This is a genomic window from Campylobacter sp. BCW_6873, assembly GCF_001762365.1.
In the GTDB taxonomy this organism is placed as follows: domain Bacteria; phylum Campylobacterota; class Campylobacteria; order Campylobacterales; family Campylobacteraceae; genus Campylobacter_D; species Campylobacter_D jejuni.
Genome location: NZ_MJWS01000065.1, coordinates 59,516 through 84,249, shown reverse-complemented (window position 1 = coordinate 84,249; position 24,734 = coordinate 59,516). Strand labels below are relative to the sequence as shown.

The 24,734-nt window shown below is 30.3% G+C and carries 22 protein-coding genes and 1 pseudogene; 18 read left to right on the top strand and 5 right to left on the bottom strand.

The features are described 5' to 3' along the window. The first annotated feature begins 14 nt into the window (after nucleotides 1-14). Genes hspR through AJ932_RS04240 form a run of 7 tightly spaced genes read left to right on the top strand, consistent with a single transcriptional unit; the run spans nucleotide 15 to nucleotide 6,795 of the window. Complete coding sequence (gene hspR / locus AJ932_RS04270; protein ID WP_044780097.1) at nucleotides 15-389, top strand: heat shock transcriptional regulator HspR; 375 nt, start codon at nucleotides 15-17, stop codon at nucleotides 387-389. 6 nt (nucleotides 390-395) lie between these two features. Then, a complete protein-coding gene (locus AJ932_RS04265) occupies nucleotides 396-2,021 on the top strand; it encodes a cation:proton antiporter (RefSeq protein ID WP_070278214.1) in 1,626 nt (541 codons plus the stop codon). Nucleotides 2,022-2,030: 9 nt separating this feature from the next. After that, the gene (locus AJ932_RS04260; RefSeq protein WP_044780099.1) at nucleotides 2,031-2,363 is read left to right on the top strand and encodes a hypothetical protein; all 333 of its coding nucleotides are present in this window, start codon (nucleotides 2,031-2,033) and stop codon (nucleotides 2,361-2,363) included. Continuing rightward, entirely contained in the window at nucleotides 2,360-2,980 is a 621-nt protein-coding gene (locus AJ932_RS04255) for an HAD family hydrolase (RefSeq protein WP_070278216.1), read from the top strand. Before AJ932_RS04260 ends, AJ932_RS04255 begins: the two co-directional genes overlap by 4 nt. Before the next feature lie 55 nt (nucleotides 2,981-3,035). Then, nucleotides 3,036-5,030, top strand: a complete 1,995-nt coding sequence (gene glyS, locus AJ932_RS04250) for a glycine--tRNA ligase subunit beta (protein ID WP_044780101.1) — start codon at nucleotides 3,036-3,038, stop codon at nucleotides 5,028-5,030. After that, nucleotides 5,027-5,848 (top strand): M23 family metallopeptidase, encoded by an 822-nt coding sequence (locus AJ932_RS04245; protein ID WP_044780102.1) that lies wholly within the window; start codon nucleotides 5,027-5,029, stop codon nucleotides 5,846-5,848. The genes glyS and AJ932_RS04245 overlap by 4 nt, the downstream gene beginning before the upstream one ends. Continuing rightward, nucleotides 5,845-6,795 (top strand): SAM-dependent methyltransferase, encoded by a 951-nt coding sequence (locus AJ932_RS04240; protein ID WP_002870996.1) that lies wholly within the window; start codon nucleotides 5,845-5,847, stop codon nucleotides 6,793-6,795. Before AJ932_RS04245 ends, AJ932_RS04240 begins: the two co-directional genes overlap by 4 nt. Here AJ932_RS04240 and AJ932_RS04235 read toward each other — a convergent pair. After that, complete coding sequence (locus AJ932_RS04235) at nucleotides 6,792-7,766, bottom strand: exopolyphosphatase (protein ID WP_044780104.1); 975 nt, start codon at nucleotides 7,764-7,766, stop codon at nucleotides 6,792-6,794. The genes AJ932_RS04240 and AJ932_RS04235 overlap by 4 nt on opposite strands. Before the next feature lie 55 nt (nucleotides 7,767-7,821). Here AJ932_RS04235 and AJ932_RS04230 point away from each other — a divergent pair, with 55 nt between their 5' ends. Together AJ932_RS04230 and pdxA are read left to right on the top strand one after the other, a co-directional pair. After that, nucleotides 7,822-8,595, top strand: a complete 774-nt coding sequence (locus AJ932_RS04230; protein ID WP_070278217.1) for a pyridoxine 5'-phosphate synthase — start codon at nucleotides 7,822-7,824, stop codon at nucleotides 8,593-8,595. Next, complete coding sequence (gene pdxA / locus AJ932_RS04225) at nucleotides 8,592-9,686, top strand: 4-hydroxythreonine-4-phosphate dehydrogenase (protein WP_044780106.1); 1,095 nt, start codon at nucleotides 8,592-8,594, stop codon at nucleotides 9,684-9,686. Before AJ932_RS04230 ends, pdxA begins: the two co-directional genes overlap by 4 nt. Here the strand turns inward: pdxA and AJ932_RS04220 are convergent. Continuing rightward, a pseudogene (locus AJ932_RS04220) lies at nucleotides 9,669-10,245 on the bottom strand (hypothetical protein). The gene pdxA and the pseudogene AJ932_RS04220 sit on opposite strands and share 18 nt — an antisense overlap. A 62-nt stretch (nucleotides 10,246-10,307) precedes the next feature. On the opposite strand from AJ932_RS04220, the gene AJ932_RS04215 reads away from it, so the two are divergent. From AJ932_RS04215 to AJ932_RS04200, 4 genes are all read left to right on the top strand, one after another. Then, on the top strand, nucleotides 10,308-11,507 hold the full coding sequence (locus AJ932_RS04215; protein ID WP_002861936.1) for an MFS transporter: 1,200 nt from the start codon (nucleotides 10,308-10,310) through the stop codon (nucleotides 11,505-11,507). A gap of 55 nt (nucleotides 11,508-11,562) precedes the next feature. After that, nucleotides 11,563-11,883 (top strand): invasion antigen CiaC, encoded by a 321-nt coding sequence (ciaC, locus tag AJ932_RS04210; RefSeq protein ID WP_002861937.1) that lies wholly within the window; start codon nucleotides 11,563-11,565, stop codon nucleotides 11,881-11,883. 183 nt (nucleotides 11,884-12,066) lie between these two features. Continuing rightward, on the top strand, nucleotides 12,067-13,089 hold the full coding sequence (hemE, locus tag AJ932_RS04205; protein WP_044780107.1) for a uroporphyrinogen decarboxylase: 1,023 nt from the start codon (nucleotides 12,067-12,069) through the stop codon (nucleotides 13,087-13,089). Beyond that, nucleotides 13,086-13,988 carry a radical SAM protein gene (locus tag AJ932_RS04200; protein WP_070278219.1) on the top strand — a complete coding sequence of 301 codons (903 nt, stop codon included), beginning with the start codon at nucleotides 13,086-13,088 and terminating at the stop codon, nucleotides 13,986-13,988. Before hemE ends, AJ932_RS04200 begins: the two co-directional genes overlap by 4 nt. On the opposite strand, the gene AJ932_RS04195 is transcribed toward AJ932_RS04200, so the two are convergent. From AJ932_RS04195 to AJ932_RS04185, 3 genes are read right to left on the bottom strand one after another with little or no spacing between them, the layout of a single operon-like run. Next, a complete protein-coding gene (locus AJ932_RS04195) occupies nucleotides 13,985-15,181 on the bottom strand; it encodes a hypothetical protein (RefSeq protein WP_070278221.1) in 1,197 nt (398 codons plus the stop codon). The genes AJ932_RS04200 and AJ932_RS04195 overlap by 4 nt on opposite strands. 1 nt (nucleotide 15,182) lies before the next feature. Continuing rightward, complete coding sequence (uvrC, locus tag AJ932_RS04190; RefSeq protein ID WP_070278223.1) at nucleotides 15,183-16,985, bottom strand: excinuclease ABC subunit UvrC; 1,803 nt, start codon at nucleotides 16,983-16,985, stop codon at nucleotides 15,183-15,185. Then, the gene (locus AJ932_RS04185; RefSeq protein WP_070278225.1) at nucleotides 16,978-17,472 is read right to left on the bottom strand and encodes a hypothetical protein; all 495 of its coding nucleotides are present in this window, start codon (nucleotides 17,470-17,472) and stop codon (nucleotides 16,978-16,980) included. The genes uvrC and AJ932_RS04185 overlap by 8 nt, the downstream gene beginning before the upstream one ends. Nucleotides 17,473-17,610: 138 nt before the next feature. Between AJ932_RS04185 and guaA the strand changes: the two genes are divergently transcribed. From guaA to AJ932_RS04160, 5 genes are all read left to right on the top strand, one after another. Beyond that, on the top strand, nucleotides 17,611-19,146 hold the full coding sequence (gene guaA / locus AJ932_RS04180) for a glutamine-hydrolyzing GMP synthase (RefSeq protein WP_070278227.1): 1,536 nt from the start codon (nucleotides 17,611-17,613) through the stop codon (nucleotides 19,144-19,146). A gap of 85 nt (nucleotides 19,147-19,231) precedes the next feature. Further along, nucleotides 19,232-20,692 (top strand): hypothetical protein, encoded by a 1,461-nt coding sequence (locus tag AJ932_RS04175; protein ID WP_070278229.1) that lies wholly within the window; start codon nucleotides 19,232-19,234, stop codon nucleotides 20,690-20,692. 239 nt (nucleotides 20,693-20,931) lie between these two features. Then, complete coding sequence (gene purD / locus AJ932_RS04170; RefSeq protein ID WP_070278231.1) at nucleotides 20,932-22,182, top strand: phosphoribosylamine--glycine ligase; 1,251 nt, start codon at nucleotides 20,932-20,934, stop codon at nucleotides 22,180-22,182. Further along, entirely contained in the window at nucleotides 22,179-22,631 is a 453-nt protein-coding gene (locus tag AJ932_RS04165; protein ID WP_002861946.1) for an RDD family protein, read from the top strand. The genes purD and AJ932_RS04165 overlap by 4 nt, the downstream gene beginning before the upstream one ends. Beyond that, entirely contained in the window at nucleotides 22,621-24,669 is a 2,049-nt protein-coding gene (locus AJ932_RS04160) for an LPS-assembly protein LptD (RefSeq protein ID WP_070278233.1), read from the top strand. Before AJ932_RS04165 ends, AJ932_RS04160 begins: the two co-directional genes overlap by 11 nt. The last annotated feature ends 65 nt before the right edge of the window (nucleotides 24,670-24,734 follow it).

Genomic DNA, 24,734 nt, shown 5'->3' with positions numbered 1-24,734 from the left:
GAAAGGAATAAAATATGGAACACCATTATGATGAACCTGTATATTTAATCAGTGTTGTGGCTAAAGTTTTAAGCATACATCCACAAACCTTAAGGCAATACGAAAGAGAAGGGTTAATAGAGCCAAGTAGAACCGATGGAAAAATAAGACTTTATTCTCAAAGAGATATTGACCGTATTAAACTTATATTGCGTTTAACAAGAGACATGGGAATCAATCTTGCTGGGGTAGATGTTATCTTAAAATTGAAAAACCAACTTCACGAATTTGAAAATTTAATTGATGAACTACGCTTAGAATTAAGTAAACAACAAGATAAAGAAGCGACTAGTAAAGCCGTTGTTAAGCATAAAAATAGCTTTGATTTGATTTTTTATGAGAAAAAATAAAAAATAATGGATAATTTTTTAGAAATTTTTTTAATCACCGTTGCTATAGCTATAGTTTTAAATGTCATATTTAAAAAATTTGAAATTCCAACTATCATTGGATATATAGCTGCTGGAGAAATCATTTCTGAAATTTATCATTTAAGTGGCAAAGGCGAAATCACCCATATAGCCGAATTTGGTATAGTGTTTTTAATGTTTACCATAGGGCTTGAATTTTCTTTTAAGCATTTAATGGCAATGAAACAAGAAGTTTTTTTAAACGGCTCTTTGCAGATGCTTACTTGTGGCTTTGTTTTTATGCTACTTGCTATAGGAATTTTAGGACTTGGAGATAAAAGCGCTACCATAGTAGGCTTTGCACTAGCACTTTCTTCAACCGCAGTGGTGCTTAAAATTTTAAATGATAATGGCGATATAAATGAGCAATATGGCAGAAAAGCATTGGGAATTTTGTTTTTTCAAGATATAGCCGTTATTCCTTTGCTTTTGCTTGTAGATATTTTTTCATCCAACAATCAAAACATAGAAAAACTCCTTTTTACCACTTTAATTTCAGCACTTATTTTAATCACTTTATTATTTTTCATAGGTAAATATCTAGTGGATAGAATTTTTAGACTCATTATCCACACTTCTTCTCAAGAAATTTTTATTAGTACTGTTTTATTTATGGTTATTGGAGCAAGTTTTTTAGCAAATTATTTTGGATTTTCTTATTCTTTGGGTGCTTTTATAGCAGGTGCTTTGATAGCAGAAACAAAATATAAACACAAAATAGAAGCGGACTTGATCCCATTTAGAGATTTGCTTTTAGGGCTTTTTTTCATAACTGTAGGCATGCAAATTCAACTTGATGTAGTGGCACAAAATTGGTTTTTAATCATAGTTTTAACCCTTCTTGTAATGGCTTTAAAATTTGGCATAGTTTTTGGCTTTTTATTTCTTTACACCAAAAAAAGAGTAGCGCTTAAAACAGCTTTTGCCATAGCTCAAATTGGCGAATTCGCCCTAGCAATTTTTTCTCTTTTACAAGCAAAAAATATGCTTGATATCAAAACTTCACAAATTTTAATTGTTGTTTCTATTTTAACCATGATTATCACGCCTTTTATTTTAAACAATATAAGAAAAATTACCAATGTTGTAGAAGATATAGCACTTAATACCAACGCTGTGCAAAATATTGACAGCAATATCAAGCTTAAAAATCATCTTGTTGTTTTTGGCTATGGACGCTTAGGACAAGAAGTCGTACAAAAAATCAAAAACTCAGGCGTACCTTATCTTGTTTTAGAAAGTGATTTAAATTTAGTAGAACTTGGAGTTAGTCGAGGTGAAAATGTCGTTTTTGCCAATGCTGCTCAAGAAGAAACCTTAAAAATTGCCAATATAGAAGAATGTGCCGTAGCTATTATCACAGTTACAAATGAAGCTAAACTTGAAATTTTATGTCAAGTGCTAGCTAATTATCCAAAACCTATAGATACTATCATTCATGTAAATGGAACTTTGAAAAAGATGCTTTTTTCAAGCATAGATGAAAATATACGCATCATTCGCTCTGAAAAAGTAATCGCTAGAAATTTAGTTCAAGAAGCGCTAGAATGTCGCATTCATAAAAATACCTAAGGAAGAATTTTGACAAAAAATGAAGAAAAAGCCTTACGTGTAAAATACCTAAGAAATCTTGAAAAATTTTTCAATGGCGCCATATCTGCGCTTAAAAAAGAAGATTTTGATAAAACTAAATTTGAAGAAAGAATGTTAAAAAATGCTAAATTTTTTGAAAGAAATCCCGCAGTAAATCTTAACTCAACCTATGCAAAAAATCTTGAATTTTTTGTCAATGCTTGTTTAGATTTTTCCAAAGAAAAAAGTGAACTTTTAAATCTTGCCAATGCTTTAGATAAGCAAAAAAAACAAGGTGAGAAAAAAGAAAAACATAAAAATTATTTAAAGGATTATGAATGATTAATGTATTTTTTGATATGGATGGAACTTTAATCGATAGTGCAAATGCCATTTCTTGTGCAGTTAATGAAATAAGGCAAGATTTAAACCTAGCCCCACTTTCAAGAGAAATCATTATGCAAACCATCAATACTCCTAATATTGACTGGGAAAAAGAACTTTATAATATAGAAAATTTCCATCATTCTAGTTTTAAAGAAGGCTATGAAAAATATTTTGTCAAACACTATGAACAAAGCGTGGTGCTTTTTGAAGGAGTGAAAGAACTTTTAGAATTTTTAAAAAGCAAAAATTGTTTTTTAGCTATTGCCACTAACGCCCCTCAAAACTCGCTTTCAAGTATACTTAAAAAACACGATATCATTCCTTATTTTGATAAAATTTTAGGTATAAGTTTAGGCATAGAACCCAAACCTCATCCTATGATGCTAGAGCTTTTAAAAAGCGAAGCTCCATATAAAACAAGCGTTTTTATAGGGGATAGTCAAAAAGATAAAGAATGTGCTAAAAATGCTAATTTGTCTTATTTTCATGCCAAATGGTATCAAAAAGATTTAAAAGAAAATGAATTTAGCAACGCTAGTGAACTCAAAGGCTTTTTGCAAAAGTATTTATAAGTTTTTTAATGAAATTTTAGTTAAAATTAGAAACAAATTTTAAAAAGAGTAAATTATGAGTGAATTATTAATAGAAATTGGCACAGAAGAATTACCTGCTATTCCTTTGTTAAAAGAATTAGCTAATATAGAAAAAAAATGGAAAAATGTTTTAGAAGAATATCGCTTGGTAAGTGATTTTAAATTTTATTATACTCCGCGTCGTTTAGTTTTTTTTCATGAAAATTTTGCAGATAAACAAGAAGATAGTTTTGCTGAATTTATAGGAGCACCTAAAAATGTTGCTTATAAAGATGGAGTTTTAACTCCTGCGGGACAAAGCTTCCTGCAAAAAGCAGGGATCAGTGAAAATGAACTCGCTTTTAAAGAAATCAAAGGTAAGGAAGTTTTATATCATCAAAAAGCTATCAAAGGTTTACAAAGTCAAGAAATTTTAGGAGAAATGGTAGAAAAATTTCTAAAAAGTCTTAGTTTTGGCAAAAGTATGCGTTGGGGTGCAAATTCTTTTGAATTTATTCGTGCGATCCGTTCTATAGCTTGCATTTTAAATGATGAACTTGTTGATTTTCAAAGTTATGGGGTAAAAAGTGCTAAAAAAACTTTCATTCACAGAAGTGTAAGTTATGATTTGAAAGATTTTAACAATGCAAAAGAATATTTTGAACTACTAGAAAAAAACTATATTATCCTTGATCCAATCAAAAGAAAAGAAAAAATACTTGAACAATTTAAACTCATAGAAAGTCAAAAAAATATACAAATTGGAGAAGATGAAGAGCTTTTAGCTGAAGTAGTTGCTATCACAGAATATCCTAATGCACTTTTAGGAAGCTTTGAAGAAGAATTTTTAGAAATTCCTAGCGAAGTCATCATCACTTCAATGAGAGAAAATCAACGCTATTTTGCGGTTTTTAACGACAAAGGCTTAAGTAATCATTTTATAGTAGTAAGCAATGCAGTATGTAAGGATTATTCAAAAATCATACATGGAAACGAAAGAGTTTTGCGTGCAAGACTTAGCGATGCAATGTTTTTTTATCAAAATGATTTACAAAATGGTTTACAACCTGAAAAACTTGCCAAAATGACTTATCTTGAAGGTTTAGGCACAATGCAAGATAAAAGTTTAAGAGAGATTAAAATTGCTGAAATTTTATGTCAAATGCTTCATAATGATAAAATCGAAAATATCAGCACAGCACTAAAATACGCCAAAGCAGACTTAGCCACACAAATGGTTTATGAATTTACTGATTTGCAAGGCATTATGGGAAGTTATTATACGCAAAAAATGGGCTTAGATTATGAAATTTGCCTAGCCATCAAAGAACAATATCTTCCTAATTCTGAACAAGCTCCACTTCCAAGCACAGAATTTTCAAGCATAGTAGCCCTTGCAAACAAGCTTGATACCCTTATAGGACTTTTTAGTATAGGAAAAATTCCAAGCGGAACAAAGGATCCTTATGCCTTAAGAAGAGCAGCCAATGGGATCATTAAAATCGCTCTAAATTTAAATAAAGAATTTGATATCCAAATTTTATTAGAAAAACTTTCAAGTCATTATAAAAGCTTTGATATGCAAATTTTAAAAGATTTTATTTTTGAAAGACTTTATACTTTTTATACGGTCAATGCTTCTTTTGTAAAAGCGGTTTTAAGCTCACAAAATACAGATCTTATTCATATCAATCAAAGCGTAAATGCTCTTATAAAACTTAGCAAAAAAGATAATTTTAATGAAAATTTTGCAACCTTTAAAAGACTAGCCAATATCGCCACTAAAAATCCTCATAAAGTTGATGAAAGTCTTTTTACTCAAGAAGCAGAAAGCAAACTTTACAAAGCTTTTCAAGAAAAAACTAAAGCCAACTCTTTACAAGAAAAACTTGAAAATCTTTTTGCACTCAAGCCTTTTATCGACGAGTTTTTTAATCAAGTAATGATTAATGCTGAAGATGAAAAACTTAAAAATAATCGCCAAGCTTTGGTTTATGAAATTTATGCGGAGTTTTTAAAAATCGCCGATCTTAAAGAGTTAAGCCTATGAAAGCCTTATGGCTTTTTTTAAGCCTTACTCTTTGGCTTTTTGGAGCTCAAAATTTAGAACTCATCAAAGGTCAAGCTTTATTTTTGGAGCTAGATAAGAAAGATTTTTTATCTTTAAAAAATAATGATAAAAATATTCTCACCTTTGCACATCCTAAAAATCAAGAAAAAATTCTAGCTATTTTTTCCTTACCTTACAAAAATCCCCCGAAAAATACAAAACTTATCGCATTTTATAAAAATAAAAAAGAAGAAATTTTCATAAAAACTTTAGAAGGTAATTATAAAAGTGAAAAATTGCAAGTTGAAAACAAAAAGATTTTTCCGCCAAAAACCGTACAAGAACGCATCGCTAAAGAATTAAAAGAAGCCAATGCGATTTATAGCTCTTATACTCCAAAAGCTTTATTTAACGGTGCTTTTAATATACCTTTAAAATCTTTTATCACAAGTGATTTTGGTAAAGCAAGAACTTTTAATGAAAAAGTAGCAAGTTATCACAGTGGAACAGACTTTAGAGCTGCCACAGGAACGCCTATTTATGCAGCCAATTCAGGCATAGTAAAAATTGCAAAAGATCGTTATTTTGCAGGAAATTCAGTAGTCATTGATCATGGTTTTGGAATTTATTCACAATACTATCATCTTTCTAAAATCGATGTTAAAGTAGGACAAAAGATAAAAAAAGGTGAGCTTATAGGACTTAGCGGGGCTAGCGGTAGGGTAAGTGGGCCGCATTTGCATTTTGGAATTTTAGCTGGAGGCAAACAAGTCGATCCTTTGGATTTTGTCTCCAAATTTAATGCTATTTTTCAATGAAATTTAGTGACTTTTTCCATGCTTGGCTCCATGAGAGCTATTATAAAAATGCTGTAAGTATAGGAAAAAACGGAGATTTTTTTACTGCTGTGAGCGTAGGAAATCTTTTTGGCACACTTTTAGCCAAGCATTTTTTAAATTTAATAGATAAAAAAATTTTACAACTCCCTTTAGAACTTGTAGAAATAGGCGCTAATGAAGGCTATTTAAGTCGTGATTTTTTATCCGCTTTGCTTGAATTAAGACCTGAAATTTTTTCTCAAATTTCTTTTTTCGTCATAGAACCGCATGAAAAATTAAGAGCTTTACAAAAAAACACTTTAGAAGGAGTGGAATTTACTCACAAAAATAACCTTAAAGAATGCCATTTTAAGAACGCTTTTTTCTTTTGCAATGAACTTTTTGATAGTTTTACTTGCGAACTTATAAATCATGATAAAATGGCATTTGTAGAAAATTTTAAACTTATTTTTAAAAATATGGATGAAAATTTAATCACAAAATGCAAAGCTTTAAATTTTACAAAAGGCGAACTCAGCTTAGAACTTGAAAATTTTTTTAAAGATTTAGATCAAGCTTGCGATAGATTTGTATTTGCAGGATTTGACTATGGAACTTTTAATGTACAAAATTTTAGCTTAAGAATCTATCAAAAGCACGAAGTTTTTAGCCCTTTTGAAGTATCTTTAAAAGATTTTTTCGGCAAAAGCGATCTAACTTATAATGTTAATTTTACCCATCTTCAAAAACTCATCAAAGCATATGATTTTAAACCTTTAAATTTTAAAAAACAAAGTCTTGCTTTAATGGATTTTGGTTTTGAAGATTTATTAGAATACACAAAAAATAAAAACATTAAAACTTACGAAAGTTTTTTATCTCAAGCTAAAATTTTATTTTTTAATTTTGATGAAAAATTTCATTTTTTCGAATTTCAAAAAAACTAAAATTTTATATTTTTCATACTTGCTAAACAAACTCCCTCCCTTAAACCCTCATCAATGACTAGAAGTTTATGTTTATCAAACAAAGCATAAAACAGCAAACAACCTGCACTCAAATAATTTTTTCTCATCATGCCTACTTCTTTTATAGCCTTTTTTTCTTCCATATGAAAAAGTTTAATAGCATAATTTAAAAAATCCTTATGGCAAAGTTTTTTACCATTTACTCTAGTTGTTTCATACTTTTCATAGCTTATATTTTGTTTTAATGCGCTAAGCGTAGTAGGAACTCCGGAATTTAAAACCACCGCTTTAACTCCTAAAGAACGAAGTTCCTTTTTAATCATAGCCACCTCATCAAAAGCCATAAAAGCTAAATGCTTTAAATAGGGATTTGCAATTAAAAAATGAATTTTAAGTTTTTTATCTTTAATATTGATGATAAATTTAGGATATTTTTTTATCAATTTTTTGTAAGAAATACAAGATTTATAATAAGAATGGCAATTTTTTTCATAAAAACTAATAATACCAAAATCAAAACTTTTAAAACTTTTTCCAAAAGAAAGCTCACAAGAAGCCCCTCCTAAATCACAATACGCAAACTCTCCCCAAATTTTAAGCCTTCTTAAGCCCACTTGCATACCTAAAACACTGATCTTAGCTTCACTTTTGGCATCTATAAGCTTAAAATCAATCCCAAATTCTTCTTTTAAATGGGCAAAAATTTCATTTGTATTGCTTGCTTTTCTAAAAGCTGCAGTCGCTACAGCTCTTGCTTTGCTTAAATCTTGCTCTTTAGTCAAAATACTCAAAGCATTTTTTAATCTTTGTATGGCTTCTTTAGAAATTTCTCCACTTTGATTTAGATTTTTCGCTGCTCCAATAACAAATTCATATTCTTTTAATTTATTTAATTTTTCATCTATTTGCACTGCTCTTAAAGTATTTGAACCAAGATCTATACCTAACATGACTTTCCTTGTTTGATTTTATAGTATAATAGCAAAAAAGTTCTAAAGGAAAAATATGCTTTTAGGTGTAAATATCGATCATATCGCAGTGTTAAGACAAGCTAGAATGGTAAATGATCCTGATCTTTTAGAGGCTGCTTTTATAGCAGCTAAACACGGAGATCAAATCACTTTGCATGTAAGAGAAGATCGCCGTCATGCTCAGGATTTTGACTTGGAAAATATCATAAAATTTTGCAAAAGCCCTATCAATTTAGAATGTGCTTTAAATGATGAAATTTTAAATTTAGCTCTTAAACTCAAACCCCACCGTGTTACTTTAGTGCCTGAAAAAAGAGAAGAGCTTACTACAGAAGGGGGGCTTTGTTTAAATCATGCTAAATTAAAACAAAGCATAGAAAAACTTCAAAGTGTAAACATTGAAGTTTCGCTTTTTATCAATCCTAGTTTAGAAGATATAGAAAAATCAAAAATTTTAAAAGCCCAATTCATAGAGCTTCATACAGGACATTATGCGAATTTACACAACGCACTTTTTAGCAATATCTCTCATACTGCTTTTGCCTTAAAAGAACTCAATCAAGATAAAAAAACCCTGCAAGCTCAATTTGAAAAAGAATTGCAAAATTTAACACTCTGTGCTAAAAAAGGCACAGAATTTGGTTTAAAAGTAGCCGCAGGACATGGTTTAAATTACAAAAATGTAAAACCTATAACAAAAATTAAAGAAATTTGTGAGCTAAATATAGGACAAAGCATTGTAGCAAGATCTGTATTTACAGGACTTCAAAACGCTATTTTAGAAATGAAAGAACTTATTAAAAGATGAAAAAACTAGCCATTAGCATAGGCGATATAAACGGCATAGGACTTGAAATTTTAGTGCGTTCTCATGAAGAACTAAGCAAAATCTGCACACCTTTTTATTTTATCCACGAAAGCTTGCTTGATAAAGCTTTAAAACTTTTAAATTTAAAACCTTTTAATGTAAAAATCGTAGCTTTTAAAGATAAAAAAGACTATGAGTTTAAATTTCTTAAAAAGCAAAATTCTCTTGAAATTTACTCTTTTTGCCTTCCTTTAGGCTTTAAAGTGGATGAAAATTTTGAAATCAAAGCCGGAGAAATAGATGCAAAAAGTGGACTTTATGGTTTTTTAAGCTTTAAGGCGGCAAGTTATTTTGTCTATGAAAAACACGCCCATGCCTTGCTTACTCTACCTATACACAAAAAAGCTTGGGAAGACGCAGGACTTAAATACAAAGGACATACCGATGCTTTAAGGGATTTTTTTAAAAAAAATGCCATTATGATGCTAGGTTGTAAAGAGCTGTTTGTAGGACTTTTTAGCGAACATGTACCTTTAGCTAAGGTGAGTAAAAAAATCACTTTTAAAAATTTAAGCATCTTTTTAAAAGATTTTTACAAAGAAACGCATTTTAAAAAAATAGGGCTTTTAGGTTTTAATCCTCACGCTGGAGATTACGGAGTCATAGGCGGAGAAGAAGAAAAAATCATGGAAAAAGCTATAACTTTTGTTAATGCCTTTTTACGCTCTAAAAAAGATGAAAAATTTTTCAAAAAAGCTTTAAAAGATGAAAATTTACAAAAAGAATTGCTTTTAAGTTTTAAAAACAAGGGTGTTTATCTACCCTATCCTTTAGTAGCTGATACGGCTTTTACTAAGGCTGGTTTAAAAAACTGCAATCGCTTGGTGGCTATGTATCACGATCTTGCCCTTGCTCCTTTAAAGGCCTTGTATTTTGATAAAAGCATCAATGTGAGTTTAAATTTACCTATCATACGCGTCAGCGTTGATCATGGTACGGCCTTTGATAAGGCCTATAAAAATGCTAAAATCAACACTAAAAGTTATTTTGAAGCGGCTAAATTCGCAATTAATTTAAATCCTAAGGCTTAATTTAGCCCTAGAATCAATCAAATCTTCTTTAGCTAAGCTGTCTATAAAATCTTGCAAATCTTTATTGGTATTTAAACTTTGAGCGAGTAAATTTCATATTTATCAACTTTATTTTTAAAAATTTGCTTAAAAATTCTTTGATCTTTGTATCTTTATTTGCTCTTTGCATAAGCTTCTTGCATGCAATCACTTGCATTGAGTAAAGGTAAAATAGGATTTTCCCCTGCTTTTGTATTTTACATATTTTTTATACAAATTTTTCTTTCTTTGACCATCTTTTTTGAAATGGCTTTAAAATATTTTTTCATCTTTTTATCTGCTTTTTTGAAATATTTTGATATAAACTGCTATAGAATTATCTGCTAAAGCAAGTTTGTTATTCTCAAATTCATTACATATACCAATTTCATATCATAAGCTCATCATCACTTTTGCCATCATCTTTGATTTTAGAGCAATCAAAACTAGGTTTTACTTCATCTTTATAAATAAGCTCATCAAAACTCAAAGCCCCTAAACTCATCAAACTTAAACCAAGCAATAAAATAATTTTTTTCATTATTTACATTTAAAAATTTTTATTTTATTATAATGCGTTTTTATTTTTATAAGGAAATTAAAATGCAAAATTACAAAAAAGCTCTTTTTGCACTAGCTCTTAGTGCTTTTTGTATGGGTGTAACCGAATTTGTTATGGCAGGAGTTTTGGTTGATGTTGAAGCGTATTTTAGCGTAGATGCAAAAACTGCGGGCTATCTTACAACCTTATATGCCATAGGTGTTGTTATAGGTGCTCCTCTTATTACTATACCTTTAAGTCGTTTTCACAGACATACACAACTTTTAATCAATCTTGGAATTTTTGCTTTAGCAAATTTCATTATCTTTTTTAGCCAAAATTTCTATCTTACAGCGTTTGCGCGTTTTGTAGCAGGAACACAACATGGAGTATTTTTTGTCATTGCTACCTTAGCTGTAAGTGCTATAACCCCAGATGATAAAAAATCAAGCGCTCTAGCTATAATGGTCACAGGACTTACTGTAGCCTTGGTTACTGGAGTGCCACTTGGAACTTTCATAGGGCATTATTTTGGCTTTAAATTTATCTTTTTACTTATTTTTATCATTACAAGCCTAGCATTTTTTGGAGTATGGCATATGATGCCCAAAAATTTACATCCTAGTCCAACAAGTCTTAAAAATCTAATCCCTGCTTTTTCGCATCAAAATTTGTTAAAAACTTATACTATAACCATTTGTAGCTGTGGGGCTCAATTTGTTCTTTATACTTATTTGCAAAAATTACTCGTAGAAATAAGCAGTTTTAAAGTCCAAGATACAGCTTATATCTTACTTTTATATGGAATTTGTGCAATTTGTGGGAATTTATGGGGCGGAAAAATAGTAGATAAAAAAGGTGCTATTTTTTCCCTGCGTCTTATTTTAAGCATACAAGTTCTAGTATTTTTAAGCGTATTTCTCACCATGCATTCTAAAATTTTAATCATTTTTAGCGTAGCTTTGATAGGATTTTTTGCCTTTTCCACTATACCTGCGCTAAAAATGCTTAGCATTGCTAAAGCTAAACGCCATACTTATAAAGTCATAGACAGCACAGTAAGTGTAAATGAAGCAGCTTTTAATGTAGGCATAGCTTTAGCAAGTTTTTTAGGTGGGATTGTTTTAGCAGGATTGGGCATAGAATTTAATGCTTTATTTTCGGCACTTTTTGTAAGCCCTGCTTTGATTTTTGCCTTACTTTTTGCCAAAGATAAATTAAATTATAAAAAATTTCAAAGAAAAAGTTTAAAAAAGATATAAATTGGAATAGAAATTGCTTGTTTGTTTAATGTAAAGTTAAATAAAGGAGGAGAAAATGGTAGTAGATAATACTCAAAAAACATCAAATGCTATTTTTAGCACCACAACAAAGGTTAAAGAGAAAAATACTTCAGCAGATGAATTTCAAGCCACATTAAATGAAGTAAAAAACAAAGAAGAAAAGGAAGAAGAAAAAACAAGCTCAAGCAAATTTACTAATGAAGACATTGATCTTGGTGTTGTTAGAGAAGATTTTAGATCTTATGCTTGGCAAAAAATGAGAGAAGATCAATACAAAAAAAATGAGGAGACTTTGCTAAATAAGCTTTTTGCTACAATTGACGCAGGAAATGCCACAAACAATACAAAGGCTTAATATACAAATCAATCAAAACTCAAATTACATAAACGAGAATTCCAATAATTCTCGTAAATTTTCTAATAACTCCAGATAAGATGAAAAAATTTATTATTTCCTTTATATGAAGCAAATATAGAAAAATTGACCAATTTAATTTATCAATTTCTGTTATAATTTTGCCAAAAACAAAGGAAAATAATGATTTTTATTGATGCTTGCTTTAAAAAACCTACACCCTATACCCCTATTTGGATGATGCGTCAAGCAGGAAGATATTTGCCAGAATATATGGAAGTAAGAAAACAAGCGGGCGATTTTCTCTCTTTGTGTAAAGACTATAAAAAAGCTTCTGAAGTTTCTTTACAGCCTATTGATATTTTAGATGTAGATGCAGCAATCATTTTTTCAGATATCTTAGTTGTTCCTCTCGAAATGGGCATGAATTTACATTTTGAAAAAGGAGAAGGACCTGTTTTTGATAATCCTATTTCAACCCTAGAAGACTTAGAAAAACTTGACGATCAAAATGCGCATAAAAAATTAAATTATGTCTATGATGCCTTAAAGCTTACAAGAGAAAAATTATCCCAAAACAAGGCTTTAATAGGATTTTGCGGAAGCCCTTGGACTATAGCTACCTATATGATAGAAGGAAGTGGAAGTAAAAATTATGCAAAGTGTAAAAAAATGCTTTATCAAAACCCAGAACTTTTACATAAAATTCTAAACAAACTAACTCAAGTTTTAAAACTTTATTTAGAAGAGCAAATTAAAGCAGGTGCCAATGCTGTACAAATTTTTGATAGCTGGGCAAGTGCTTTAGAATACGATAAGTTTTTTGAATTCTCTTTTAATTATATGCTTGAAATTTCAAATTTTATTAAAAGCAAATACTCAAATATACCTGTAATTTTATTCCCTAAAGGCATTAGCGGTTATTTAGATAGAATCGATGGTAATTTTGATGTTTTTGGAGTTGATTGGAGCACTCCGCTTGATTTAGCACGTGATAAACTATCGCACAAATACACTCTTCAAGGCAACATGGAGCCTTGCAGACTTTATGATAAAAATGCCATTAAAGAAGAAGTAGAAAAAATACTAAAAACCATGCAAAATAAAGCTCATATTTTCAACTTAGGACATGGGATCTTGCCTGATATTCCTGTTGAAAATGCAAAATATTTTATCAAGCTTGTACAAGAAAGTTCAGCTAAATGAAAATACTCTTTGGTCCTGTTAGCTCAAGGCGTTTTGGAAGATCTTTGGGTATAGATTTAAGCCCTAGCAAAAAACAATGCAATTTTGATTGTGTTTATTGCGAGCTTGATCCAAAAAAAGCCCAAGAAAAACAGGATGAAATTATCAGCATAGATAAAATTATCTCCGAAGTTAAAGCCATGCTTGAAAAAAATGTTGAATTTGATTTTCTTACCCTTACTGCCAACGGAGAGCCTAGTCTTTATCCTTATTTAAATGAGCTTATTTTATCTTTACGCAGCATTGCTAAAGATAAAAAATTGCTTATTTTAAGCAATGGTACAGCTGTATTAAATGAAGACAAATTTAATGCTTTGCTAAAACTAGATGTGGTCAAATTTAGCCTAGATAGTGCAGTTGCTAAAACTTTTTATCGTATTGATAGAGCTTTAAAAAACATTGACTTAGAAAAAATGATAGAAAAAATGGCAGATTTTAGAGCCAGGTTTAATGGAGATTTGATTATGGAAATTCTAATTGTTAAAGATCTTAATGACAACGAAGAAGAATTTAAAGCGCTCAATCAAGCTTTAAAAAAAATCATGCCTTTAAGAGTTGATCTAAGTACCATAGATAGACCTCCTGCTTATGCCGTTAAAAAAGTAAGCGAAAAAAAACTTTTAGAACTTTCCAAACTTATAGATTCTACTCCTGTACTCTTAGCCAAAAGGCATTATGAAGGTGAAAAACTAAGCTTCAATGAAGAAGAATTATTAAAAATGCTTCATTTACGCTCACAAAGCGAAATAGACATAGAAGCGAAATTTGATGAACAATCCAAAACTCTCTTAAATCAACTTATCAAAGAAAAAAAGGTAAAAATTCTCGATTTAGCTGGAGTTAAATTTTATAAAGTTTAGGCCTTTGGCAAATACTTTCTAAGTAAAGTTATAAGATCATTTCTACTTACATCACTTAAAACTTCGCTCACACAATCAAAATCCCTAACTTTTTCCTTTGAAAAAAAGATGATATGGCTTTGTGGATGCTGTTTTTTATAAGCACTTAGCAAATTTCTCATTTGCTCAAGATCAAATTTAATTAATTCATAATCAAGCAAAATCAAACGATAAGTCTCCTTGCTTAATTCTTGTTTTAATTGACTAAAAGAATTTATACATATATTTTTATCGCATTGTTTTTCTATTATATTGAAAAATAAGGTTGCATCAAAATCATTTTGTTTAAAAAGCAATACATTATTTTGATAAGGGGTTTTAAATTTTAAAGTGCAAACCTTATCAAGCTTGTTTTGCAAAATATTTTCAAGATCTTTTTTTTCAAAAGGTAAAGTTAAAAAATACTCATAATGTGTATTTTTATGCCGACCCATCACTATAAAATCATAGTTTTTCTTTACATTTTCATTTAAAATTTTATCCTTGATAAAAATCAAATGAAAGTCATTAACATCAAAACTTAAATTTTTAAAACAAGTACTTTCTATGCCAAAATACGAAAGTAAATTTGCAAGTAAAAAATTTTCAAGCTCATCATTATTAACTATAGCCACACTTGCTTCAAACTGCAAAACCTTTCCATGAGATGTCCCTATAATGCTTTTATGATGCTCTAAAGCCTCATTTAATTCTAATCTAATTTGATCTTTTTGAGAATTTAAGGCATTTAAAATCAAAGAATTAATTTCTTTATTATACCCTTCATTTAAGCAACGCATTGCATTGGATATATTTCCAAGCTGATATAAATTTTCTTCTAATAAATGCAAATATCTGTCTTTTTCATGGGATATTTTAGTTAAATTTTGTCCCGTAGTTTCAAATTTTTCCTTTAACAAATCAAGCGCACTATCAACATCAATCTTTTTTTGAAAATTTAAAAAATCATTTTGCATGCAAAAAATTTTTTGATATATTTTGTTTATATTTCTATTTTGTCTAAAAGCAAAAATAAAAAGTGTTAAAGATAAAACAAAAATGCTAGAAAACATACCTATTTTCAGTTGTTCAGCAACACTATCAAGCTTTGAGATATCAATACTTAAATACGCTAAAATTAGATTAAAAATAAAAATTATCCCTGCTAATATCAAATCAATTTTCCTTTATTTTTTGCGCCGCTTTCTTGCCTACAAGCATTGCAAGATCTTTAAAATCAGCCTTATATATAGATTCGAAATTTCCATAATACGCTAAAAGTTTTTGTATAACCCCTGAACTAAGTCCTAAATTTGCAAGCTTAGAACTTTTCAAGTCCTGTTTTTTCTTAGTATTTTGATGAAAGCTGATAGCAAAACGGTGCGCTTCATCTCTTAATTTCTGTAAGAATTGTAGTTTTTTATCGTTAATACTTAAGCTAAATTCTCCTTTTAAGGAATGAATTTTATCCTTAGCACCTCCTTTAGCCCTATGTGCTTTTGCATCGATCTTTTCTTTTGAAATAGCTAAAATATCGACATTTGCCCCACTACTTACAATAATTTCTTTAGCCAAATCAAGCAAAACCTTTCCTCCATCTATAAGCCATAAATCAGGAGGGGGTATTTTATCAAAGTCCAAAGCCCTACGCGTTAAGACTTCACGCATTTGATCATAATCATTTTTATGTTTTAAATGAAATTTTCGATATTTTGACTTATCCCAAGAATTTATTCTATAAGTTACCATAGCTCCAACATTTGCCACGCCTTGCAAATGAGAATTATCAAAAATTTCTATATTATTTGGTAAATTTTCAAGCTCAAAATAAGACTTTAATTCTTTTTGTATAGTAAAATCATGATTTTTTTGCTCTTTTTCTATATTTAAAAGGGCATTTTGAAAAGCCAAATCACAAATTTTTCTTTTTTCTCCTATTTTAGGGATTTTAATACTGATTTTTTTATCAAACCTTTGACTTAAAATTTTTTCTAAAAGTATTCTATCTTCAAATTCTTCATAAACATAAATAACATTTGCAAGTAAAGGAATATCCATGCTAAAATTTTCTAAAATCAGTTGCTTATAAATTTCATTTTTATCCCATTGTATATCATTTTTTATAGGAGTAATCTTAGAATTTGCACTGATAATTTTTCCATTTTGCACCACAAAACGTAAGGTTGAAAGCATGGAATTTTCAAAGGCTAAAGCAAATACTTCAAAATCTTCTAATTTTGCAATATCTATTTCAACCTTAACTTCCAAATCTTTAATCGTTGCAATCTGATCCCTTACTTTAGCTGCTTCTTCGTAATTTTCATTTTGCGCTAAAACAAGCATTTGTTTTTCTAAATTTTTTATTAAAATACTAGGATTTAAAAGTGCGTGCATAGCCTCATCTAAAATTTCAAGGTATTTTTCTTTGCTGATACGTTTATCACAAGGCGCAAGACAACGAGAAATTTGATAAAAAATACAAGGGGATTTACAACTTGCTTTTTGCTTTAAAGGATAGTATAAATAAAGCGCATCTAAAAGCTCTCTAGCGCCTTTAAAAAAAGGACCAAAATATTTGATTTTGCTTTTTTTTACCAATTTTCTAGTGATCTCAAAGCGTGGGAATTCTTCTTCAAAATCCACATAAATATAAGGATAAGTTTTATCATCTCTTAGTAAAATATTATATTTTGGATGCAGTTGTTTGATAAAAGAATTTTCTAAAATCAAAGCATCAGCCTCTGAATTAGTAGAGATAAATTCCAAATGCACTGTTTCTTCAATCATTTTTTGAATTCTTAAAGAATTTCTTGGACTTGCATGTAAATTTGGAGCAAAAGCAAAATAAGATTTGACACGATTTTTAAGATTTTTAGCCTTACCTACATATAAAAGCTTTCCTTCTTGATTGAAGTATTGATAAACTCCAGCACTATTGGGAAGAGTTTTTAGCTCATTTTCTAAATTCTCTTTAGTCAAGATTAGAACCTTTTTTTATAAGTTCTCTTAAATCTTCAAATTTCTTAAATAATTTTTCATCTTTAAAGCAATTTTTAAATTCACCCTTAGAAAGCTCCAAATAAAAATTTTTAGAGAGTTTTTCATCATTTTTGTTTTTATTTACTACATAAGTGTATTTTTGGGAAAAAATTTTTATATCTTTTATATCAACAAATCCGCTTAAAGGATATTTTTGTCCATATGCTTTTATGAGAAATTTAATATAAATTTTGCTATCATCATGATTTAATTCTTGATAAGCTGCTGGATGTAAGGTTATTATATTTAAAATATGATTTTTTACATAAATTTTAGCAATCAAACGTTGCTTAGCAAGCGGAAAAGAACTTAAAAAATCTTTGCAAAAAAATAAGGTTTTTAAAGGCTTATAATGAGGTTTATCCATCAATTCATTAATAACAGCACTAGCGTTTTTAGTCATCTTAATATTATTTCTTTTTCTCATAAGATGATTTTAGCATTTCTTTTCTTAATTTTCTTCTGTGCTTGCGGATATAAAGGCAACCCTCAATACACAAGCTATGAACAAAATGGTTCGGTAAAAACCATTAAAAAATACGAACAATTACATAGGTGGTAAATAATGAAAAAAGCAGATATTTTAGTTTTAGACTTTGGCTCTCAATACACTCAACTTATAGCAAGACGCCTAAGGGAACAAGGAGTTTATGCAGAAATTTTACCTTTTAATGTAAGTTTAGCTGATATTAAGGCAAAAGAACCAAAAGGTATTATTTTAAGCGGAGGTCCAGCAAGCGTATATGCAACTGATGCGTATTTTTGCGATAAAGGCATATTTGACTTAGGTTTACCTGTTCTTGGAATTTGTTATGGTATGCAGCTTATGGCACATCATTACAAAGCTACAGTTGCACCTGCAGGACATAAAGAATATGGTAAAGCAAATATAGAAGTTAAAAAAGATAGTGCTTTATTTAAAAATCTTCCAAAAAAACAAACCGTTTGGATGAGTCATTCTGATAAAGTAGAAAATTTACCTCAAGGTTTTGAAGTTTTAGCCACAAGTGAAAATAGTCCTTTTTGTGTTTTTGGCAACGAAGATAAGAAATTTTTTGCCTTACAATTTCACCCAGAAGTGCAACACAGTGAATTTGGCAAAAATATCTTAAAAAATTTTGCTAAATACGCTTGTAATTGTGAAAGTGTTTGGAATATGGGTTCTTTTGCAAAAACTCAAGCAGAAAAAATCCGTGAAGAAGTAGGCAGTGATAAAGTGCTTTGTGCTGTAAGTGGCGGAGTAGATAGTAGTGTAGTTGCTGCACTTTTAGCCAGTGCTATAAAAGAGCAAGTTATAGTAGTTTTTGTAGACAATGGACTTTTAAGGAGCGGAGAAAAAGAACAAGTTGAATTTATGTTTAAAAATACCTTAGGTATCGATCTTATCAGCATTGATGCAAGTGAAATTTTCTTAAGTCGCTTGGCTAATATTAGAGATCCTGAGCAAAAAAGAAAAATCATAGGAAATACCTTTATAGAAGTTTTTGAAGAAGAAGCAAAAAAACATAAAGATGTAAAATATCTCGCTCAAGGAACACTTTATACTGATATCATAGAAAGTTCTGTTGTAGGTGCAAGCAAAACCATTAAAAGCCATCATAATGTAGGGGGCTTGCCTGAAAAAATGAATCTTAAACTCATAGAGCCTTTAAAAGAAATTTTTAAAGATGAAGTGCGTGCCCTAGGACTTGAGCTTGGACTTAGCAAAGAAGTAGTTTATCGCCATCCTTTCCCTGGACCAGGGCTTGCTATACGCATTATGGGAGAAGTAAATCGCCCTAGCTTAGAACTATTGCGTAAGGCTGATGTAATTTTACTTGAAGAACTTAAAAGCACAGGTTGGTATGATAAAACTTGGCAAGCATTTTGCGTACTTTTAAATGTTAAAAGCGTTGGGGTTATGGGGGATAACCGCACTTATGATAATGCAGTTTGTATACGCGTTGTAGATGCAAGTGATGGTATGACAGCTACTTTCTCGCATTTACCTTACGAAGTTTTAGAAAACATAAGTCGCCGTATCATCAATGAAGTAGAAGGTATAAACCGCGTTGTTTATGATATCTCAAGCAAACCACCTGCAACCATAGAATGGGAATGATCCATTTTTTCTAGCTCTTATTTTTATTATAAAATTTTTATAAAAATAAGGCTAGAATTTATTTAAGAAATTTCAAGGAAGAAATATGCATGGAAAAATAGCTATTTATATGGATTCTACAGGACGTGGAACCGTTACAAACTCAGCAAATACCTTTTTTGACTTCAATCGCCAAATTTGGAATGATAAAAAAAGTATGCCAAGTGTTGGTATGCTTGTGGAATTTAGAACTCTTTCTAGCGAAAAAAAAGCAGAAGACGGCAAACCCGTTCAAACAAGCAAAACCATAACGGGTATAAAACCTTCAAAATTTCAAGAATTTAAAGAAGGGGATTTTATCACTGAGCATGATTTTTGGAAAACTGATAATGATGATGAATTAGAAGACTTGCAAAACTCAAGAAGAAGTGCTTATATAACAGAACTCTATAGAACAACAGACTTTGACAGTATAGAAAAAATTCCTCTTTCTTTTACTATACCTCAAGCTATACAAAAATATTTTGCCCATGAAATTTTATCCGTAGAAACGCTTCAAGCCAATCTACAAGATGAAAAGGAAATTCCTTGCATACTTGATTATCTTATACTTAAAAGATTTTTATTTAAAGCTTATGATACTTTAGTTTTTATGGATAATAGCATAGACCAAACCCAATTTAGCGCGTTAAAAAGCATCATGATGCATTTAGAGAATTCATATAAGCAAATGATAGCTGATCAAAAACCAAATATCACTAAAATTTTTAACGAAACTTTTTTATCTTTGCAGTGTCATTACCAAGCTTTAGTAGCCACCATAGATACAAGAAAAAATCGTCTAGCCTCACTTGAAGCACAAATGAAAACTTTACAATCTGAAATAAATCTTAAAAGCAATGCGGCCAATACAGACCCTGAAAAACTTAAAGCACGACAAGAAAGATTGGCTAAGCTACAAAAAGAAGCAGAATACTACAGAACAACACTAAAAAGACTTGATGCTATAAGGGAGGATTTTTATAAGAAAAATTACAATATTTTCGAAAATGCTTTTAAGCTTTCACGAGAAAAGCTCTTTAAAAAAATTGTCACAGGTTTAAATCTATGTGCAACCATAATGGATGTTAAAATTTGGCACTTATCTTTAAAATCATCAGGGGTTAAAAATTCTTATTTTACTATGAGCAATATAGAAAATTCTTTCTGTTCTCTTTCTTTTGCAGAACATTACTTAAGTCGCTTAAATAAATCCGCTCTAAATCCTTTTGATCAAAAACTTTTAGTGTATATTCAAAAAATTACAAAAGAACAAAGAAAAAAATTTTTAGTTGTCACATCGGATTTAGATTTATTATGTAAATTAAAAATTGAAAACTTTTCACAAAATCCATATTATTTAGTAAAATACGCACCTAAAAAAGTGAATTATCAGTCTTTAATGCGTGATAACACCTTTGATATAGTCTATATTGATGAAAAACATGTTTGGGAAAATGTTGCCGATATTATTTTACAAGGAAAGCATTTTGACAAATCAGGAAAAACCAAATTTAAACTGATTTAAGACATAGAAATTTAAGCTAAATTAAGTTATAATTTCCTTGCCTAAACAGTTTGTGGTATTTAAAGTGATCCAACACATTTTTATTAACTGCGATTGTGTGATTTACCGTGTTCTGTGACATCGTTTGAGCTTTGAAAAAAGCGAGAAGTTGCAGCCTTTAAAAATTACCTAGCGGTTTTCTTTGACTTTTTGGGGTCAATCTTTGTTAAACGGCTGTTTGGGTTTAAAAGGAGATATAAATGAAAATAATGATTTTGGGTAGTGGTGCAAGAGAATATTCTATTGCTTTAGCCTTAAGAAGAGTAGACAAAAATTTAGAGTTTTATTTTGCTCCTGGAAATGGCGCTACCGAAAGTCTTGGAACAAATTTAAACCTAAAAGATCCAGTAGTTTTAGCAACCTATGCGAAAGAAAAAGGTTTTGATCTTTGTATAGTAGGAAGTGAAAGTTTTTTAGCTGAAGGTGTTGTAGATATTTTTAAACAACAAGGACTTGCTATTTTTGGGCCAAGTAAAGCTGCTGCAATGCTTGAAACCTCAAAATCTTTTATGAAAAGCTTTCTTAAAAAATACCGTATCAAAACAGCCAAATTTTTAAACACAAATGATATTGAAAAAGCAAAAAATTTTATACATAGTTTAACCCCTCCTATAGTAGTAAAAGCCGATGGACTTTGTGCAGGAAAAGGTGTTATCATAGCTAAGACTCATGAAGAAGCCATAGAAGAAACAGCTAAAATGCTGAGCGGAGAAAGCTTTGGAGATGCTGGAAAACTCGTTGTAATTGAAGAATTTTTAGATGGTTATGAATTAAGCATTTTTGCAGTATGTGATGGCAATGATTTTGTTTTACTTCCTGCAGCACAAGATCACAAAAAATTACTCGATAATGATCAAGGGCCAAATACTGGCGGAATGGGTGCTTACGCTCCTAGCTCTTTAGCGAATGAAAGCTTGCTTAGAAAAGTTCAAAAAGATATTATTTTACCGACTTTAGCAGGCATGAAAAAAGAAGGAGCGGAATTTTGTGGTGTTTTATTTATAGGCGCTATGATCGTTGGAAATAAACCTTATGTATTAGAATTTAATGTTCGCTTTGGCGATCCTGAATGTGAAGTTTTAATGCCTTTAATCGAAAATCCTTTGGAGCTTATTTTAGCTACTACTCAAAGACGCTTAAGACACACAAAAATCAAAATCAAAAAAGAATTTGCAGTAGGGGTTGTATGCGCGAGTGAAAACTATCCTTACAAAAGTTCACCAAAAAGTGAAATTACTGTAAATAACATTCCTGAAAACTCTCATATCTCTTATGCTGGAGTAAGCCTAGAAGATGGCAAATTAATGGCTGATGGTGGAAGAGTTTTGGTTTGTGTTGGCACAGGAAAAAGTATAGAAGAAGCGCAAAAAAATGCTTATAAACTTTGTGATAATGTAAATTTCAAAGGAAAGCAATACAGAAAAGACATCGCTCATCAGGTTCTTAAATGAAAGAAAATTTACAAGACCGCTTAGAGCGTGAAAATCTAAAAATAGCAAGTTTTGGAAAAAGAGTTCTAGCTTTTTTAATCGATGATATGATTATTTCTTTGATTGTGTTTATCATTTTTTATGATCGTCTAATCCAAGCAAAAGATTTATTTGAAACAACTCAAATTATAGGAAATTTTTATCTTGGCTTCATCTTGCTTCATTTTAGTTATCAAGCGATTTTTACTTATCTTTATGGGGCAAGTTTGGGAAAAATATTATGCAAAATTATCATCTTGGATGAAAATCTTCTTGACAAACCCAATCTCATCCAAAGTTGCATCAGATCTGCCATAAGACAGGTTAGTGCTATGGTATTTATGCTTGGATTTGCTTGGGCTTTAAGTAATGATTTGCGCAAAGCTTGGGAGGATTATCTAGCAAGGACAATAGTAGTCGATGTGGCGTAAATTTTCCTTATTGCTAGGAACTAGCATAGCTTTAAGTGCAGCACAAGTTGATATTTACGCTCTTGATGCAAAAAAAGAAGGTGATATTCTTACTGCGAACAATGATGTTATTATTTTTTCTGATTTTTATTTCATCACTGCCAATAAAGCAATTTACAATGAAAAAACCGGAGATGTTGAGCTTTTTGGCGATGTTAACATCCTAAGAGGACAAAACGAAAGATCACATTCTGATTATGCTAAAATCAACCTAAATTCCAATCAAGCCGATTTTAGTAATTTTTTCTTTTCCAATAACAATCTTGAAGTATGGTTTCAAAGCAAAACAAGCCATCTAAATGATAAAGTCTTTGAAAGTAAAATTTCAGCAGTTTCAAGCTGCAATGTTGAAGATCCTGATTGGGAAATTCGTTTTTCAAAAGGCTGGCTTAACCGGGAAACCAATTTTGTTCATCTTTACAATGCAAGATTATATGTTAAAAATACCCCGGTTTTTTATCTACCTTATTTTGGATTTAGTGCTGATACTCATAGACAAAGCGGGCTTTTAATCCCAAAAATCGTTTTAAAAAGTAGCGAAGGCTTATACTATGAACAACCTATTTATATTGCCACTCAAGAAAATTGGGATTTAGAACTTGATCCACAAATTCGAACAAACCGTGGTTTTGGACTTTATTCTACTTTAAGATTTCTTGATTCTCCATATTCAACAGGAGAATTAAATTTTGGTGCTTTTAGGGAAAATAGCTCCTATTTTCACGATGAAAATTTGAAAAACAAAACCCACTATGGAATAGAACTAAAATACTCAAGAGATGATTTAATCAAATCTTTACTCAGTGATAATTTTCAAGAAGGCCTATGGATAGATGCAACCTATCTCAACGATGTGGATTATTTAAATTTAGGAAGTAGAGATTATCGAGATCTTAACTCGCTTGTAACCTCCAAAATCAATTATTTTTTAGCTGATGAAAACAATTTTTACGGAGCTTATGCAAGATATTATATCGACACATCTAAACTTAGCAACAATACAACCTTACAAGAATATCCAAGCTTTCAATATCATAGATTTTTAAATAACCTTTTTGATGAACGCTTGCGTTATTCATTTGATGCTTCATTTCATAATTTTTACCGACCTGCTGGTTCTTATGCAAATGAGCTAAATTTAGACTTGCCTATCTCATATCACAACGCTTTTTTTGGAGACTTTTTACACTTTACTTTTACAGAAAGATTTTATGCTTCTTTTGTAAATTATAGCAACGATCCCGAAAGAAACCATGAGCATTATTTTAGAAACACTCATGATTTTAATCTCTACACCGATCTTTCAAAAGCTTATGAAAATTTCTTTCATACTTTAAATTTAGGAGTGAATTACATTTTACCAGGAGCAAAATCAGGTAAAATCACGCAAGATTATCTTGAAGAATACGACAAAGAAAACGAACATACAAGTCTTTATGCTGTGCAATATTTCTATAACAACGAAGGACAAAAAAAACTCAAACACAGATTTTCACTTGACTATCTCAATAAACAAAATAAATTCTATGAATTTGAAAATCTTTTAACTTATTATTTTAATGAAAACATCAATCTCAACAGCGAAGTGCTTTACTCTTATGAGCAAAGTCGCTTTACCAATGTCATCAGCCAAATAGAAGTCAATACAAATTCAAAATTTAATTGGATGTTTTCTCATGCTTATCAAAACGATGAGTATGGAAAATATAGCTTTATTGGCACAAGAGCAAATTATATTGCCACACCTAATTACAATTTATTTGGTGGAATTTGGTTTGATACTCAAAGAGCTCATGCAAACATGTGGGAACTTGGCTATACCTATCAAAGAAAATGTTGGAACTATTCTTTAATGTATAGAGAAAGAATCGATCCACAACTCACAAGTGGTGGTATCACAGCTAAAAATCAAAGCGGAGTTTATTTTATTTTCAACTTCTATCCTTTAGGAGGAGTAAAATACGATTTCTCTTTAGCAGAAAGTGAAAACAAAATTTAAAAAGGATGAAATTTGCTAAATATTTTAAAAAATTTTACGAATTTATTATCTGGCAAAAAAGGAAA